At 62.6% G+C, this 14461-nt stretch carries 15 protein-coding genes; 7 read left to right on the plus strand and 8 right to left on the minus strand.

All coding sequences use genetic code 11. The features are described from left to right. Positions 1-48: 48 nt before the first annotated feature. The 5 genes from sucD to mdh all read right to left on the minus strand — a co-directional run bounded on the left by sucD (position 49) and on the right by mdh (position 4300). Positions 49-951 (minus strand): succinate--CoA ligase subunit alpha, encoded by a 903-nt coding sequence (gene sucD / locus NKH16_RS25935; protein ID WP_352749594.1) that lies wholly within the window; start codon positions 949-951, stop codon positions 49-51. Between the two features lie 12 nt (positions 952-963). Then, positions 964-1461, minus strand: coding sequence for a DUF1579 family protein (locus NKH16_RS25940; RefSeq protein ID WP_352822575.1), 498 nt, complete (start codon positions 1459-1461; stop codon positions 964-966). 2 nt (positions 1462-1463) lie between these two features. Then, positions 1464-1835, minus strand: a complete 372-nt coding sequence (locus NKH16_RS25945) for a cupin domain-containing protein (protein WP_352749588.1) — start codon at positions 1833-1835, stop codon at positions 1464-1466. A 261-nt stretch (positions 1836-2096) separates the two neighbouring features. Beyond that, entirely contained in the window at positions 2097-3290 is a 1194-nt protein-coding gene (sucC, locus tag NKH16_RS25950; protein WP_352749585.1) for an ADP-forming succinate--CoA ligase subunit beta, read from the minus strand. Between the two features lie 41 nt (positions 3291-3331). Further along, complete coding sequence (mdh, locus tag NKH16_RS25955; protein ID WP_352749582.1) at positions 3332-4300, minus strand: malate dehydrogenase; 969 nt, start codon at positions 4298-4300, stop codon at positions 3332-3334. Positions 4301-4532: 232 nt separating this feature from the next. Between mdh and NKH16_RS25960 the strand changes: the two genes are divergently transcribed. Further along, on the plus strand, positions 4533-4961 hold the full coding sequence (locus NKH16_RS25960; RefSeq protein WP_352749579.1) for a GNAT family N-acetyltransferase: 429 nt from the start codon (positions 4533-4535) through the stop codon (positions 4959-4961). A 34-nt stretch (positions 4962-4995) separates the two neighbouring features. Here NKH16_RS25960 and zapE read toward each other — a convergent pair whose 3' ends face one another. Both zapE and NKH16_RS25970 read right to left on the minus strand, forming a co-directional pair. Continuing rightward, positions 4996-6198: a cell division protein ZapE gene (zapE, locus tag NKH16_RS25965; protein WP_352749576.1), complete on the minus strand. Its 1203-nt coding sequence runs from the start codon at positions 6196-6198 to the stop codon at positions 4996-4998. A gap of 84 nt (positions 6199-6282) precedes the next feature. Beyond that, complete coding sequence (locus NKH16_RS25970) at positions 6283-6822, minus strand: protease inhibitor Inh/omp19 family protein (protein WP_352749573.1); 540 nt, start codon at positions 6820-6822, stop codon at positions 6283-6285. A gap of 303 nt (positions 6823-7125) precedes the next feature. Here NKH16_RS25970 and NKH16_RS25975 point away from each other — a divergent pair, with 303 nt between their 5' ends. After that, entirely contained in the window at positions 7126-8136 is a 1011-nt protein-coding gene (locus NKH16_RS25975; protein WP_352749571.1) for an MBL fold metallo-hydrolase, read from the plus strand. Here NKH16_RS25975 and NKH16_RS25980 read toward each other — a convergent pair. After that, a complete protein-coding gene (locus NKH16_RS25980) occupies positions 8133-9392 on the minus strand; it encodes a flavin-containing monooxygenase (RefSeq protein WP_352902535.1) in 1260 nt (419 codons plus the stop codon). The genes NKH16_RS25975 and NKH16_RS25980 overlap by 4 nt on opposite strands. 238 nt (positions 9393-9630) lie before the next feature. On the opposite strand from NKH16_RS25980, the gene NKH16_RS25985 reads away from it, so the two are divergent. From NKH16_RS25985 to NKH16_RS26005, 5 genes are all read left to right on the plus strand, one after another. Then, on the plus strand, positions 9631-9792 hold the full coding sequence (locus NKH16_RS25985) for a DUF1328 family protein (RefSeq protein WP_031195454.1): 162 nt from the start codon (positions 9631-9633) through the stop codon (positions 9790-9792). A 74-nt stretch (positions 9793-9866) separates the two neighbouring features. After that, positions 9867-10751 carry a diaminopimelate epimerase gene (gene dapF / locus NKH16_RS25990; protein ID WP_352749566.1) on the plus strand — a complete coding sequence of 295 codons (885 nt, stop codon included), beginning with the start codon at positions 9867-9869 and terminating at the stop codon, positions 10749-10751. Next, positions 10751-12052 (plus strand): tRNA (N(6)-L-threonylcarbamoyladenosine(37)-C(2))-methylthiotransferase MtaB, encoded by a 1302-nt coding sequence (gene mtaB, locus NKH16_RS25995; protein WP_352749563.1) that lies wholly within the window; start codon positions 10751-10753, stop codon positions 12050-12052. The genes dapF and mtaB overlap by 1 nt, the downstream gene beginning before the upstream one ends. A gap of 11 nt (positions 12053-12063) precedes the next feature. Next, complete coding sequence (gene ftsY, locus NKH16_RS26000) at positions 12064-13653, plus strand: signal recognition particle-docking protein FtsY (protein ID WP_352902538.1); 1590 nt, start codon at positions 12064-12066, stop codon at positions 13651-13653. 60 nt (positions 13654-13713) lie between these two features. Next, positions 13714-14379 (plus strand): septation protein A, encoded by a 666-nt coding sequence (locus tag NKH16_RS26005; protein ID WP_023679806.1) that lies wholly within the window; start codon positions 13714-13716, stop codon positions 14377-14379. The last annotated feature ends 82 nt before the right edge of the window (positions 14380-14461 follow it).

Here is a 14461-nt window from a genome sequence, read left to right on the forward strand (position 1 = left end):
TGCCCTCATCTTGTCCCTACTGCCGTACTGCCCTACTCCCTTACTCCCCTAACCCTTAATCGCCTCGACCAGCGTCGTGCCGAGCCGGGCCGGCGATGGCGAAACCTTGATGCCGGCCGATTCCATCGCCGCGATCTTGTCTTCCGCGCCGCCCTTGCCGCCGGAGATGACCGCGCCCGCATGGCCCATGGTGCGGCCGGCCGGCGCGGTGCGCCCGGCGATGAAGCCGGCCATCGGCTTGCTGCGGCCGCTCTTTGCCTCGTCCTTGAGGAACTGCGCGGCGTCTTCCTCGGCCGAGCCGCCGATCTCGCCGATCATGATGATCGACTTGGTCTCGTCGTCGGCGAGGAACATCTCCAGCACGTCGATGAACTCGGTGCCTTTGACCGGATCGCCGCCGATGCCGACGGCGGTTGTCTGGCCGAGGCCGACATTGGTGGTCTGGAACACCGCCTCATAGGTAAGCGTTCCCGAGCGGGAAACAACGCCGACCGAGCCCTTGCGGAAGATGTTGCCGGGCATGATGCCGATCTTGCATTCGTCCGGGGTCAGGACGCCTGGACAGTTGGGGCCGATAAGCCGCGATGTCGAGCGGTCGAGCCTCGCCTTGACCTTGATCATGTCCATCACCGGTATGCCCTCGGTGATGCAGACGATCAGCGGGATCTCGGCCTCGATCGCTTCCAGGATCGCTTCCGCAGCACCCGCCGGCGGCACGTAGACGACCGAAGCGTTGGCGCCGGTCCTGGCCTTGCCCTCGGCTACGGTGGCGAAGATCGGCAGCGCCTCGCCCTTGGCGCCGGTCCAGGTTTCGCCGCCCTTCTTGGGGTGGATGCCGCCGACCATCTTTGTGCCGTGATAGGCCAGCGCCTGTTCAGTGTGGAACGTGCCGGTCTTGCCGGTCAGGCCCTGCACCAGCACCTTGGTGTTCTTGTCGACGAGAATGGACATCGGAGCCCTTTTCTAAAAACCGTTGATCGAGGAAGGCGAGACGCGCCGGTAGACGCCGCTCACCATGTCTTGCCAGCCATCGCCGCCGGCAGGTTTGAAATGCAGTCGCATGCGGAAGGCATCGGCATTGTCGAAAATATAAGTCACACGCGCGGAGCCGCGCTGCGACGACCGCTCCAGAACCAGCTCCGTGCCGTTCCAGCTGCCCTTGGCCGGCGACGTCGGCACGAAACCCATCGAATCGAACTGGTGCATGGTGACGATTTTGTTTTGCTGGTCGAAGCCGAACACGCTGTACGCGCCGAACGAAACCGTGCCGTCGCGGCGCTGGCGATAGCGCTGCACTACGAACAGGCCGCCGAACTGTGCCTCTGCCAGTATTTCCGAACTCGCTGTTCCGCCATCGGCCCATTTCGTGGCCGACACCTCTTCCTCGCCGCGCCACGCTCCGACCAGCGCCTGCAGGCGCTGGTGATCGGCCGAGAGTGAGGAGAAGGGCGCAGCGTTCATGGTCAGAGCCGCTTTAGATCGGCAACGGTGAGGTCGCTCTTGGCATTGCCGGTGTTGAGCGTCGTAGCTGGCTCGAACATGAGCACGACAGGTTCCTCGCTCAGCGAACGCGGACGGTGCTCGACGGCGCGCGGCACAACGATGAACTCGCCGCTGGAAAGCTCCACCGTGCCGTCGCGGAAATCGATGGCGATGCGCCCGCGCAGCACCAGGAATGCTTCGTCTTCATTGTCATGCGCGTGCCAGTCGAAGACGTCGCCGAACTTGGCGATCTTGACCTGGCTGTCGTTCACGTCGCCGGCGATATGCGGATCGAAGACCTTGTTGATCTTCTGATCCGCCGCCTCGACGAGGTTTATCTTGTGCGGAGGCATCGCCTATCGACCTCTGACTCGCTCTGTTCTCACTGGATAATCCGAAACAGCAATAGGAGGCCCACCAAGAAGAGCATGACGCTCACGCCAAGATGCACCCCAAGGTCAAGCGATCTTGGAAGAACAATTCTGAACGAGGTGTGGCGGCGCATCTTTTCCGACATCTTTCTCCGCTCGAGAAAGGCCCACAGTCCGCCGATACCCATGGCAATCATAAATATTGACCATATTGGATGGGCAAACGGAGCGTTTTCCAAATGCTCAGCCCTTCACGGCCGCGACAATCTTCTTGGCTGCGTCATCGAGGTCATCGGCCGACACCACGTTTAGCCCGCTGTCGTTGATGATCTTCTTGCCGAGTTCGGCGTTGGTGCCTTCCAGCCGCACAACCAGCGGCACTTGCAGGCCGACCTCCTTGACCGCGGCGATCACGCCCTCGGCGATGATGTCGCATTTCATGATGCCGCCGAAGATGTTGATCAGAATGCCTTTGACCGCCGGATCCTTGGTGATGATCTTGAACGCCGCCGTCACCTTTTCTTTCGACGCGCCGCCGCCGACATCGAGGAAGTTGGCCGGCTCGGCGCCGTAAAGCTTGATGATGTCCATCGTTGCCATGGCGAGGCCGGCGCCGTTGACCATGCAGCCGATATTGCCGTCGAGCGCGACATAGGCGAGGTCGTATTTCGACGCCTCGATCTCCTTCTCGTCCTCTTCGGTGGTGTCGCGCAATTCGAGCACGTCGGGGTGGCGAAACAGCGCATTGTTGTCGAACGACACTTTGGCGTCGAGAACGCGCAGCCGGCCGCTCCTCATGACGATCAGCGGGTTGACCTCGAGCAGGCTCATGTCCTTCTCGACAAAGGCCTTGTAGAGGATAGGGAACAGCGTGGCGCCATCCTTGGCGGCGTCACCGTCGAGTCTCAGTGCGGCGTTGAGCTTCTTCATATCGTCGGCCGTCACGCCCTTTTCCGGGTCGATGGCTACGGTGATGATCTTTTCCGGCGTGTCGTGGGCGACCGCCTCGATGTCCATGCCGCCCTCGGTCGAGACGACGAAGGCGACGCGCCCGACCGAGCGGTCGACCAGGATCGACAGATAGAGCTCGCGCTCGATGTCGGCGCCGTCCTCGATATAGAGCCGGTTGACCTGCTTGCCGGCCGGGCCGGTCTGCTTGGTGACCAGCGTATGGCCGAGCATCTCCTTGGCGTTGGCGACGACCTCGGCCACCGACTTCGCCAGCCTGACGCCGCCCTTGGCATCGGGCCCGAACTCCTTGAACTTGCCCTTGCCGCGGCCGCCGGCATGGATCTGGCTCTTGACCACATAGAGCGGGCCGGGCAGCGCCTTGGCGGCAGCTTCCGCCTCGCTCGCCTTGAACACCGGCACGCCCTCGGCCACGGGTGCGCCAAAGCCTTTCAGCAGCGCCTTGCCCTGATACTCATGGATGTTCATGCGCTATGTCTCCAGCTTGCTTGGCGGGCTTGGTTACCGGCTTACTTGGCCGCGAGATGCGGAGCGATCTTGACGCAGGCGTCGCACAGGCCCTGCACCGCCGCGACCGAACTGTCGAACATCTTCTGCTCACTCTTCGCGAGCTCGATCTCGATGATCCGCTCGACGCCGCCGGCGCCGATCACCACGGGAACGCCGACATACGTGTTCTTCACGCCATACTGGCCGGAGAGATGCGCAGCACAAGGCAGCACCCGCTTCTTGTCCTTGAGATAGGCTTCCGCCATCGAGATCGCCGAGGCGGCCGGCGCATAATAGGCCGAGCCGGTCTTGAGCAGGCCGACGATCTCGGCGCCGCCATCGCGGGTACGCTGCACGATCTGGTCGAGCTTTTCCTTCGAGGTCCAGCCCATCTTGATGAGATCGGGCAGCGGAATGCCCGCAACCGTCGAATAGCGGATCATCGGCACCATGGAATCGCCGTGGCCGCCGAGCACGAAGGCGGTGACGTCCTCGACCGACACCTTGAATTCCTCGGCAAGGAAATAGCGGAAGCGCGAACTGTCGAGCACACCGGCCATGCCGACGACATGGCTCTTGGGCAGGCCGGAAAACTTCTGCAGCGCCCAGACCATGGCGTCGAGCGGATTGGTGATGCAGATGACGAAGGCTTTCGGCGCGTATTTCTTGAGGCCGGCGCCGACCTGCTCCATCACCTTCAGATTGATGCCTAGAAGATCGTCGCGGCTCATGCCGGGCTTGCGCGGCACGCCGGCGGTGACGATGCAGACATCGGCGCCCTCGATGCCGGCATAGTCGTTGACGCCGGTCAGCCTGGAGTCGAACCCATCGACCGGCGACGACTGCGCGATGTCCAGCCCCTTGCCTTGCGGGATGCCTTCGGCGATATCGAACAGCACGACGTCGCCGAGATCCTTGAGGCCGACCATGTGGGCGAGGGTGCCGCCGATCATGCCCGAGCCGATGAGCGCTATCTTGTTGCGTGCCATGTCAGGATATTTTCCCTTTGACTATGACGGCGCCCAAATCCTTGACGATTTGATGACGGCGTCGGAGGAAGAGGCCGGAATGCTGCGGAACCGCGAAATTCGCCGCACGCAATAGCCCCGGCCGCACAAAAATTCAAACGATTATTTTGGAGTGAGTAATTTCAATCGGTTAGAAACAATGGGAATTACGTAAACGTCAAAATTCTGAAGCCGGCTAGAGGAATTCTACACAATGGCACTGGAAATCAGAAGGCTGTTTCCTGACGATGACGCCCTTGTGATGCGGGTTGCCGGCGAAGTCTTCGACGAGCCGGTCAGGCCGGATCGGCTCTCCGCCTATCTCGCGGAGCCCTGTCATTTCATGGTCGTGGCCCTCGCCGACGGCATCGTCGTTGGCCAATGCGCAGCCGTCATCCACCGCCACCCGGACAAGGTGAGCGAACTCTACATAGACGAGGTCGGCGTGGCGCCGGCCTTTCAACGCCAGGGCATTGCGACGAGGATGCTCGGCGCCATGTTCGCACTCGGTCGCGAGCATGGCTGTGAGGAGGCGTGGGTCGGCACCGAGCCGGACAATGTTGCTGCTCGCGCACTTTACGAGTCGCGAAAAGAGCCGCATGGGCCGGCGGAGGGGTTCGTCATGTATGTTTATCGGTTATAGGCGCCGGCGGCAGCGGCCCCTTCTGTACTATCCCTCACGCCTGAGCCTGCCGTGCCTCGGTCGATGATCCCTGCGCCCCCTGCCTCTCCGCCCAGTCCTCCAGCCAGTCGTGGCTCTGCATCTCGATCAGCCGCGATGCGGTGCGCTCGAACTCGAAGACTTCGTTGCCGCGCTTGGCCGTATAGAGCTGCGCCGGCGGTGCCGCGGCGCTCATCACCAGCCGTACATGATGATCGTAGAGCGTATCGACCAGCAGGATGAAGCGCTTGGCTTCGTTGCGCTTGCCTTCGCCGAGCACCGGCACATGGTCGATGAAGATGGTCAAGAAACGGCTGGCAATGGCAAGATAGTCGCGGGCGCCGAGCGGCCTCTCGCAGAGATCGGCGAAGGAAAAACGCGCCGCCTCGCCGGCAGCACGCGGCACTACGACGTGCCGGCCCTTCACCGTCAGCATCGTCTCGGCCGTCGGCCTGCCATGCGTCATCACCGCCCACGCGTCGTCGAGCGCATGGTCGGCGGCGGCATCGGCCGGGGTGACGTAGACCGGCATGCGGCTGAGCTTGTCGAGGCGGTAATCCTTGTCGGCGTCAAGCGCCAGCACCTGCGCGTGGCGCTCCAGGATAGCGACAAACGGCAAAAACAACTGACGGTTCAGGCCGTCGCGGTAGAGATCCTGCGGCGCGACATTGGAAGTGGCAACCAGCACCACGCCATTGGCAAACAACGCCGAAAACAACCTTGACAGGATCATCGCATCGGCGATGTCGGTGACGGAGAACTCGTCGAAGCATAGCACCCAGGCTTCCTCGGCCAGCGCGCGCGCCACCGGCGGGATCGGGTCGTCCTCCTTGGCCGTGCCGTTCTTGCGAGCCTGCCGGTGCTTCTGGATGCGGTCCTGCACGTCGGCCATGAAGTCGTTGAAATGCACCCGGCGCTTGCGCCGCACCGGCAGCAGCTCGAAGAACATGTCCATCAGCATGGTCTTGCCGCGGCCGACGCCGCCATGGATATAAAGGCCCTTGACCGCCTCGTGCACCTCGCGCTTGCGGGCGAACAACCACCCCAGCGCGCTTGATTTCTGCGCCAGCCGCTTTGCCGATATCTCTTCGATCAGCCGGTCGAGCGCAGCGGCGATCCGCTCCTGCGCCGGATCGCGCCCGATGGCGCCCGTCTCGACCAGATGGTCATAGCGCTGCTTGACGGTCGCATGGGTCTGGAGGCCGTCACGCAGATGCATTGGTCACGTCGTTCCAGAGCAATTCCAAGAAAAGTGTGTAGCGGTTTTCTGTCCGGAATTGCGTAACAATGGGGGGCCGTTCACTTACCTTGTAAGCGAGATCGGCAGGCCGTTGGAAGTCTGGCCGTCGAATTTCTCGCCGCCCGAAGAATAGAGTCGTGCCAGCGTGCCGCCATTCTCGTCAAAGAGCGTCAGCTGTTTGCCGGCGACGTTCCAGGATTTGATGCCGTCGAGCGGCGCCGGGCAATGCAGCGGTCCGGCGCGGTAGCCCGAACCGAATTTGGTCTGCGGCGTCGCCACCTGACAGCTCTGGCCGGACACGCTTGCCTTCCACACGCCGGCGACGCTGGACGCGGTAAGGTCGGCCGCACCGGCCGGCGCCGTCCCGTCCGGCGGCAGCGAGGCGACCTGGGTGTTCTGCGGCGCGGTAGGAAATTTCGACGGATCGGCCGGGCCGGGTGTCGCCGGTGGCGGCAGCTGGTTTGCGGTCACCTTGCCGGCGGGCGCAGGTTCCAGGGGCGCCGGCTGCTGCTCGTCCATTGATGTGAACCGTGAGGTTGAACAGCCGCTCGCAACGAGCACGGCCAGCGATACGGCCAGCAGGCCGGTTTTCGAAAATTTCATTCTTCAACCTCCGTCGGATCGGGCTGGGGGTGCCGTCCGCGCAATGTCCCCCTCACCAAGATGGCGAAGGTGGCGAAATTTCAACCCGATATGGTTAAAATACGGTTTGCACCGGTAATGTTGCAAATTTGTCGCAAAATGCACATTACCTGAATTGCGTTACGCCTTGGCCGTTTGGCCGACACCTCCGGTTGATTCGAGACGGCGCGCTGGCGCCAAATCCTTGGCGTTCACCTCAAATGCTTGTGCGGGCCGGCTCCGGCATTATCTCTTGGGATCAGCAAACTGCAGGGAGCCGATTTCTTGGCCGCGAGAAAGAGAGCCGCCAACCGCTATTACAGCGGGCCGCCCAGCGATCATTTCGACGGCACCTTGTTCTTCAATCCCAACGGACGGCCGCCGGGTCGCTTTGCCGATCTGTTGAAATGGCAATTGAGCCGCGAGCGCTCGAAATGGCCGGCGGCGGATCCGAGCCCGTTTCCACCGGCAAGACCGGTCGAGCGCATCGATGGTTCTGCGCTGCGCCTCACCATGGTCGGTCATTCCTCGCTGCTCGTCCAGACAGCCGGCCTGAACATCCTGACCGACCCGGTCTGGTCGCGACGCGTCTCGCCGCTCTCCTTCGCCGGTCCGAAACGCGTCAATCCGCCGGGCATCGCCTTTTCGCATTTGCCGCCGATCGACCTCGTGCTGGTCAGCCACAACCATTACGACCACCTCGACCTCGCCACGCTGAAGCGCCTGAAGACAAGACACGACCCGCTGCTGCTGACGCCGCTCGGCAACGACACGATCATCGGCGCTGCCGTGCCCCGTATGCGGCTTTCCGCGCATGACTGGGGCGACCGGGTCGATATCGGCGATGGCGTCGCCGTCTATGTCGAGCCGGTGCACCACTGGTCGGCCCGCGGTACTCGCGACCGGCGCATGGCACTGTGGGCGGGTTTCGTCGTCGAGACACCCTACGCAAAGATCTATTTCGCCGGTGATACCGGCTTCCACGGTGGCATCAATTACCGGCTGATGGCGCAAAAGCACGGCGGGTTCCGCCTCGCCATCCTGCCGATCGGCGCCTACGAGCCGCGCTGGTTCATGGCGCCACATCACCAGGATCCGGAGGAGGCGGTGCAAGGCATGCTTTTGTGCAACGCCGCCTATGCCGCCGGCTGTCACTGGGGCACGTTCCGGCTCACCAACGAGCCGATCGACGAGCCGCCCAGAAAGCTCGGCGAAGCGCTCGATGCTGCCGGCCTGCCGCGGCAACGTTTTCGCGCCTTGCGGCCGGGCGAAGTCTGGGACGTGCCGGCGGTCTAGCGCGGCGACCGGCCTGACGGCGCAGGCGAATCCAAGGCTTCCATACACCTGGCTATGTGGGCGGCGTCGCGGCCTACATATGAGAGAAGGCCGGAGCCAAAGGTATGCATCCAATGGAGGCCAAGAAAATATAGGCCAGGAAAAGCCGTCACGCCACGCTGTTGAACGGGTGCACCGCGCGAATCGAAAATTGGCAAATTTATCCAGTTGTAGTCGAAGAGGTATCCCGTCCCCCAGATAACCGAGCTGACGTTCTCGCTGCTGATATCCATTGACCGGGCACCGCCGACTTCCGCCAGGATTGGGGTTACTGAGTGTTCATTGCAATCGCTGATATGGTCCGAGACTTCACGTTTCTCTACCAACGCCTCCGCAGCGGAAACAAAATCGTCATAGGATTTGTCGGCTTCAGCTAATATCTGGAAGGCATCAGCGGCCACCAACAGTTTTCCATCGGCGCATCCGAGCACACGTCCCAGCACCGTTCCGCCATCTCGGGCAAAACGGCGGACGTTCATATCGTAACCGCCGTTGACACCGGTTACGACCGTCGAGGGGGGATACCGCTGCTCCGGGAAACTGTCGATGGTGATCTCGAAACGTCCCATTTTGTCGAACCACCACAAAACATCCTGGCCGCGATAGCGCCGAGGCACCCGACGATGGGGGCTGACCGAAAGGTAGACATTGCGCCCGGATTGCTGGAGCTCATCGGCTATCTGGCTTCCAGATGCGCCGCTGCCCACCACCAGCACCGCTCCGGGGGGAAGTTCGTCGGGGCTGCGGTAGTTCGAAGCGTAAACCTGGTAAACGGATCGAGGCAAATCCCTGGCGGCCGCCGGTACCATCGGACGCTGGAACGGGCCCGTCGCCACTACGACATTGCGGGCTCTCATGCTGCCGGTGTTTGTCTCCAATGCATAATCGCCGGTATCCCTGTGCCGGAGCCTCGTGACCTCGACACCCTGGCGAACCGGAGCTGCAATTTTGGCCGCATAGTGCTCGATGAATCGCGTGACAGCGGTGTGATGGGCGAACCCCTCTGGTTCGGGGCCCTGATAAGAAAGCCCAGGAAGCTCTATTGCCTGGTTGATGAATTGAAATCGGAGCGAATCCCAACGCTCCGTCCGCCAGCGTTCGGCAATACGAGCGCGTTCCAACACAACATGCTCACGTTCATGTTGTTGAAGATAGTAGCTCATGGCGAGCCCCGCCTGGCCGCCACCAATAATGATTGTGTCCCAACGCTCGGTCATTGGAAATTTACCAAGCCGTCGAGACTCAAATATGCAAGTCCCGAATTTCCTATCCGCCGGCCGCAGCTCATGTGCCAGCTAACATGTCGTTTGGATCATTCAATACTATGACACATTGCATCCGTAGCTGCATATCCCAGCCGGGTTCTCCGACCCGCCCCAGCCACCGCCGGCGGAACCCAAGGCCTCGCTGAAGCGTTTGTACGTGTTCAAACCTGTCGGCTGCGAGGTGTCTCTCATGATCAGGTGGATCATCATTCTTTTGATTATCGCGGCCGCGGCGAGCCTGCTCGGCATGCCGGCACTGGCCGGAGCCGCCGCCACCGGCGCGCGCATCCTCATCGGCATCGTGCTGATCATCTTCCTGCTGATCGTGCTTGGCGTCTTCGCGGTGACTTGAAAATCACGCCGCGCTGGTAATTTCTGCCGCTATCCGCCATATAGGCGCCAAACCGGCAAGAGACCTTTCGATCGATGGCAAGCGCGGCCCCTTTCGCCAAGATGAACGGCATCGGCAACAAAATCATCGTTGCCGATATGCGTGGCCGTGCCGATCGCGTGACGCCTGCGGCAGCCGTCGCACTTAATGCCGATGCGGCGACCAGGTTCGACCAGATCATGGCGATCCACGACGCCCGGACGCCGGGCACCGCTTTTTTCATCGACATCTTGAATTCCGACGGCACCAGCGCGCAGGCCTGCGGCAACGGCATGCGCTGCGTCGTCCAGGCGCTCGCCGCCGAGACCGGCCAGAAGACATTTGCCTTCGAGACCGTCGCCGGCATCCTCAATGCCGAGGAACATGCCGACGGGCTGATCTCGGTCGACATGGGCAGGCCGCGCTTCGGCTGGCAGGACATCCCGCTGGCCGAGGAGTTTCGCGACACCCGCATGATCGAGCTGCAGATCGGCCCGATCGATGCCCCGGTGCTGCATTCGCCATCGGTCGTTTCGATGGGCAATCCGCACGCCATCTTCTGGGTCGACCGCGACGTCTGGTCGTACGAGCTCGAGCGCTTCGGCCCGCTGCTCGAAAATCACCCGATCTTCCCCGAGCGCGCGAACATCACCATCGCGCAGGTGACCTCGCCGCAGACCATCGTCATCCGCACCTGGGAGCGCGGCGCCGGCCTGACCAAGGCCTGCGGCTCGGCTGCTTGCGCCGCTGTGGTCGCCGCGGCCCGCACCCGGCGCACCGGCCGCAGCGTCACGCTGATGACGCCCGGCGGCGGCTCGCTGCATGTTTTGTGGCGCGACGACGACCACGTCATCCTGACCGGTGCCGCCGAATGGGAATTTTCCGGCAGCTTCGATCCGTCGACCGGGGCGTGGGCGCGCGACACCGAAAGCGCCGCCTGATGGCTCCTCTTGGCAACAAGGGTATCGAGGTCGTTACCTTCGGCTGCCGGCTGAACACCTATGAATCCGAGGTGATTCGGCGTGAAGCCGAAAGTGCGGGCCTCGGCGGGCTCGAAGGCGGTGCCATCATCTTCAACACCTGCGCCGTCACCGGCGAGGCTGTACGCCAGGCCAAGCAGTCGATCAGAAAAGCCCGCCGTGAGAACCCGGCTGCCCGCATCATCATTACCGGCTGCGCCGCGCAGACCGGCCCGCAGGATTTCGTCGCCATGGACGAGGTCGATCTCGTCCTCGGCAATGAGGAAAAGCTGAAGGCGCATTCCTATCGCGCGCTGCCGGATTTCGGCGTCAACGACACTGAGAAGGCGCGCGTCAACGATATCTTTTCGGTGCGCGAGACGGCCGCCCACATGGTCGACGCCATCGAGGGCCGGGCGCGCGCTTTTGTCCAGGTGCAGAACGGCTGCGACCACCGCTGTACCTTCTGCATCATTCCCTACGGTCGCGGCAATTCGCGCTCGGTGCCGATGGGCGCCGTGGTCGAGCAGATCAAGCGACTCGTCGGCAATGGTTATGCCGAGATCGTGCTGACGGGCGTCGACATGACCAGTTTTGGCGCCGATCTGCCGGGCGCACCGAAGCTCGGCAAATTGGTCAAGACCATCCTGAAGCAGGTGCCAGACGTGAAACGCCTGCGGCTTTCCTCCATCGACTCGATCGAAGCCGACGACGATCTGCTGGACGCCATCGCCACCGAGCCGAGGCTGATGCCGCATCTGCATCTGTCGCTGCAATCGGGTGACGACATGATCCTGAAGCGGATGAAGCGCCGGCACAGCCGCGACCAGTCGATCCGCTTTTGCGAGGATGTGCGCAAACTGCGCCCCGGCATTGTTTTCGGCGCCGACATCATCGCCGGCTTCCCGACCGAGACGAACGCCATGTTCGAAAACTCGCTGGAGATCGTCGAGGAATGCGGCCTGACGCATCTCCACGTCTTCCCGTTTTCGCCGCGCCAGGGCACGCCCGCCGCTCGCATGCCGCAGCTCCGCCGCGACGTCGTCAAGCAACGCGCGGCACGCCTGCGCGCCGCCGGCGAGGCCGCCTATCGCCGCCATCTTGCCTCGCTCGCTGGAACGCATCAGTCGATCCTGGTCGAGCGTGACGGCCTTGGCCGCACCGAAGGGTTTACGCTGGCCGCGGTCTCTGCCGGCGCTCCGGGCGACATCGTCGAGGCTGATATCGCCGGCCATGACGGTATCCGACTGATCGCCGCGCCGCTTGCCGCCCGCGCCGCCTGAGAGCGCAAGACATGGCTGGTTTTTTCAAGAAGATATTTTCGTTCGGCAAGAAGGAAGTCGTCGAGGAGCGGCCCGACGAGACCGCACCGCTGCCGCCGATCAAATGGGACGAACTGGAGGCGCTGAAACCGGCCGCCGAGCAGGCCGTCCCGGAGTTTTTGAAACGCGACGAGTCGCGACCCGAAGTCGAAGCCGTACCTCCACCGCCAGTCGAACCAGAGTTGCCTCCGGCACCCCAACCGGCGCCGGAATCGCAGAAGCCTGAGCCGCCGCCGACCATTCCACCCGAGCCGGAAACGCCTGCTGAGGAACCGGAGGAGATTCGGGCCGAGCCGCAGCAGCCAGAAATCGTCCCCTCCCAGCCAGAACCTGCACCCGTCGAAATGCCGGTAGTGCCCACCGAGGCTCCCTCAGCAGCGCCAGCGCGCGAAGTCTCGCCCGCCGAAATACCGCCCCCGATCCGCCAGCCAGCGCCGGCCGAGACGAAACCGATCTTGACCGAGATCGCGCCCGAACCGGAGGTCGTGCCGGCGCCCCACCCTCCCATCGAGGGGGAGGTAAAGCCCGAGCCAGAAGCCGTTCCGCAACCAGCGCCGGAGCCAAAGCCCGCCCCCGGCAAAGTCACCGTAACCAAGAAGGTCGAGCAGAAAGCCGAGCCGCAGAAGGCACCCGAACCGGCGCCGAGGCGCTCCTGGTTCCAGCGCATGCGAGACGGGCTTGCCCGCTCTTCCAAGGAGTTGTCGGGCAACATCGCCGGCGTCTTCACCAAGCGGAAACTTGACGAGGACACGCTGCAGGACCTGGAGGATGTGCTGATCCGCGCCGATCTCGGCATGGAGACGGCTTTGCGCGTTACCGACGCGCTCTCCGCCAGCCGCTACGGCAAGGACGTCTCCGACACCGAAGTCCGGGCCATCATGGCGGCCGAGGTGGAGAAGGTGCTGACCCACGTCGCCATGCCGCTGGAACTCGATCTCAGCCACAAGCCGCATGTCATCCTGGTCGTCGGTGTCAACGGCACCGGCAAGACCACGACCATCGGCAAGCTGGCGGCGAAGCTCACCGATGGCGGCCTCTCGGTGATGCTCGCCGCCGGCGACACTTTCCGCGCCGCCGCGATCGAGCAGCTGAAAATCTGGGGCGAGCGCACCAACTCGCCGGTCATTGCCTCGAAGCTCGGCGCCGATGCCGCAGGCCTCGCCTACGACGCCTTCGAGCGCGCGAAGGAGGCCGGCTCCGACGTGCTGATCATCGACACCGCCGGGCGGCTGCAGAACAAGACCGAACTAATGGCGGAACTAGAAAAGATCGTCCGCGTACTGGGCAAGCTCGATCCGGAAGCGCCGCACACCGTGCTGCAGACGGTCGATGCCACCACCGGCCAGAACGCGCTCAACCAGGTCGAGATCTTCCGCAATGTCGCCGGCGTCAACGGCCTGGTGATGACCAAGCTGGACGGCACGGCGCGCGGCGGTATTCTGGTGGCGATCGCGGCAAAGCATAAATTGCCGGTCTATTTCATCGGCGTCGGCGAACAGGTCGACGACCTCGAACCCTTTTCCGCAAGCGAATTCGCCAGGGCGATCGCTGGCGTGGCTTGACGAGCATGATCCCAAAAAGTTGCAGGCTTTTTGGATTGAATCATGCGTAAGAAGGACCTTATGAGCCCACCCATCCTCGAACGCGACCTGTCCGATCCGCGCCGCAAGGCATTGAACCCCGGCCTGAAATTCCTGCTCGAACTCGGGCCTGGCCTGGTGTTCTTTTTCACCACCATCCGCGGTGCGTGGCTTGTCGGGAAGTTTCCGATCCTCGGCCATATCGGCGAGCCTATCCTGATTGCCACGGCGTTCTTTATGGTGGCGACGGCACTGTCGCTCAGCGTTTCGTGGATTTTGACGCGCAGCTGGCCGATCATGCCGCTTGTCTCGGCCATCGTGGTGTTTGTGTTTGGCGCGCTGGCGCTGTGGCTGCAGGACAAGACCTTCGCTTTCATGAAGCCGACAATCATCAACAGCCTGTTCGGCATCACGTTGCTTGGCGGGTTGGCGTTTGGCAGATCGCTGTTGGGCTATGTCTTTGATTCCGCCTTCAATCTCGACGCCGAAGGCTGGCGCAAGCTCACTTTCCGATGGGGGCTCTTCTTCCTTTTTCTGGCTGCGCTGAACGAGGTCGTGTGGCGCAACTTTTCTGAGGAAGCCTGGCTTTATTTCAAGGTCTGGGGCACGATTCCCATTACCCTTGTCTTCACGTTAAGCCAAATGCCGTTGATCCTGCGCCATTCGCTCGAGGACAAGACCGGCAAGGAAGAGAAGGCCGGCAAATAGAGTATCCGTGTTGGTCAAGGGAGAGATGGTGTCCAGGTCCGATTGTCCCTGAGTAGTGCGTTTGCGAGGATGATGAGCTTTC

Source organism: Mesorhizobium sp. M1307 (genome assembly GCF_040318155.1).
GTDB lineage: Bacteria > Pseudomonadota > Alphaproteobacteria > Rhizobiales > Rhizobiaceae > Mesorhizobium.

Bases quoted from the DNA above. Each gene is read 5' to 3' on its own strand.
- NKH16_RS25945 (WP_352749588.1), bottom strand. From the start codon at position 1,835: ATGCCTCCGCACAAGATAAACCTCGTCGAGGCGGCGGATCAGAAGATC.
- sucC (WP_352749585.1), bottom strand. From the start codon at position 3,290: ATGAACATCCATGAGTATCAGGGCAAGGCGCTGCTGAAAGGCTTTGGC.
- NKH16_RS25940 (WP_352822575.1), bottom strand. From the start codon at position 1,461: ATGAACGCTGCGCCCTTCTCCTCACTCTCGGCCGATCACCAGCGCCTG.
- dapF (WP_352749566.1), top strand. From the start codon at position 9,867: ATGGCAAGCGCGGCCCCTTTCGCCAAGATGAACGGCATCGGCAACAAA.
- NKH16_RS26005 (WP_023679806.1), top strand. From the start codon at position 13,714: ATGAGCCCACCCATCCTCGAACGCGACCTGTCCGATCCGCGCCGCAAG.
- NKH16_RS25970 (WP_352749573.1), bottom strand. From the start codon at position 6,822: ATGAAATTTTCGAAAACCGGCCTGCTGGCCGTATCGCTGGCCGTGCTC.
- NKH16_RS25960 (WP_352749579.1), top strand. From the start codon at position 4,533: ATGGCACTGGAAATCAGAAGGCTGTTTCCTGACGATGACGCCCTTGTG.
- sucD (WP_352749594.1), bottom strand. From the start codon at position 951: ATGTCCATTCTCGTCGACAAGAACACCAAGGTGCTGGTGCAGGGCCTG.
- NKH16_RS25980 (WP_352902535.1), bottom strand. From the start codon at position 9,392: ATGACCGAGCGTTGGGACACAATCATTATTGGTGGCGGCCAGGCGGGG.
- NKH16_RS25985 (WP_031195454.1), top strand. From the start codon at position 9,631: ATGATCAGGTGGATCATCATTCTTTTGATTATCGCGGCCGCGGCGAGC.
- mtaB (WP_352749563.1), top strand. From the start codon at position 10,751: ATGGCTCCTCTTGGCAACAAGGGTATCGAGGTCGTTACCTTCGGCTGC.
- ftsY (WP_352902538.1), top strand. From the start codon at position 12,064: ATGGCTGGTTTTTTCAAGAAGATATTTTCGTTCGGCAAGAAGGAAGTC.
- mdh (WP_352749582.1), bottom strand. From the start codon at position 4,300: ATGGCACGCAACAAGATAGCGCTCATCGGCTCGGGCATGATCGGCGGC.
- zapE (WP_352749576.1), bottom strand. From the start codon at position 6,198: ATGCATCTGCGTGACGGCCTCCAGACCCATGCGACCGTCAAGCAGCGC.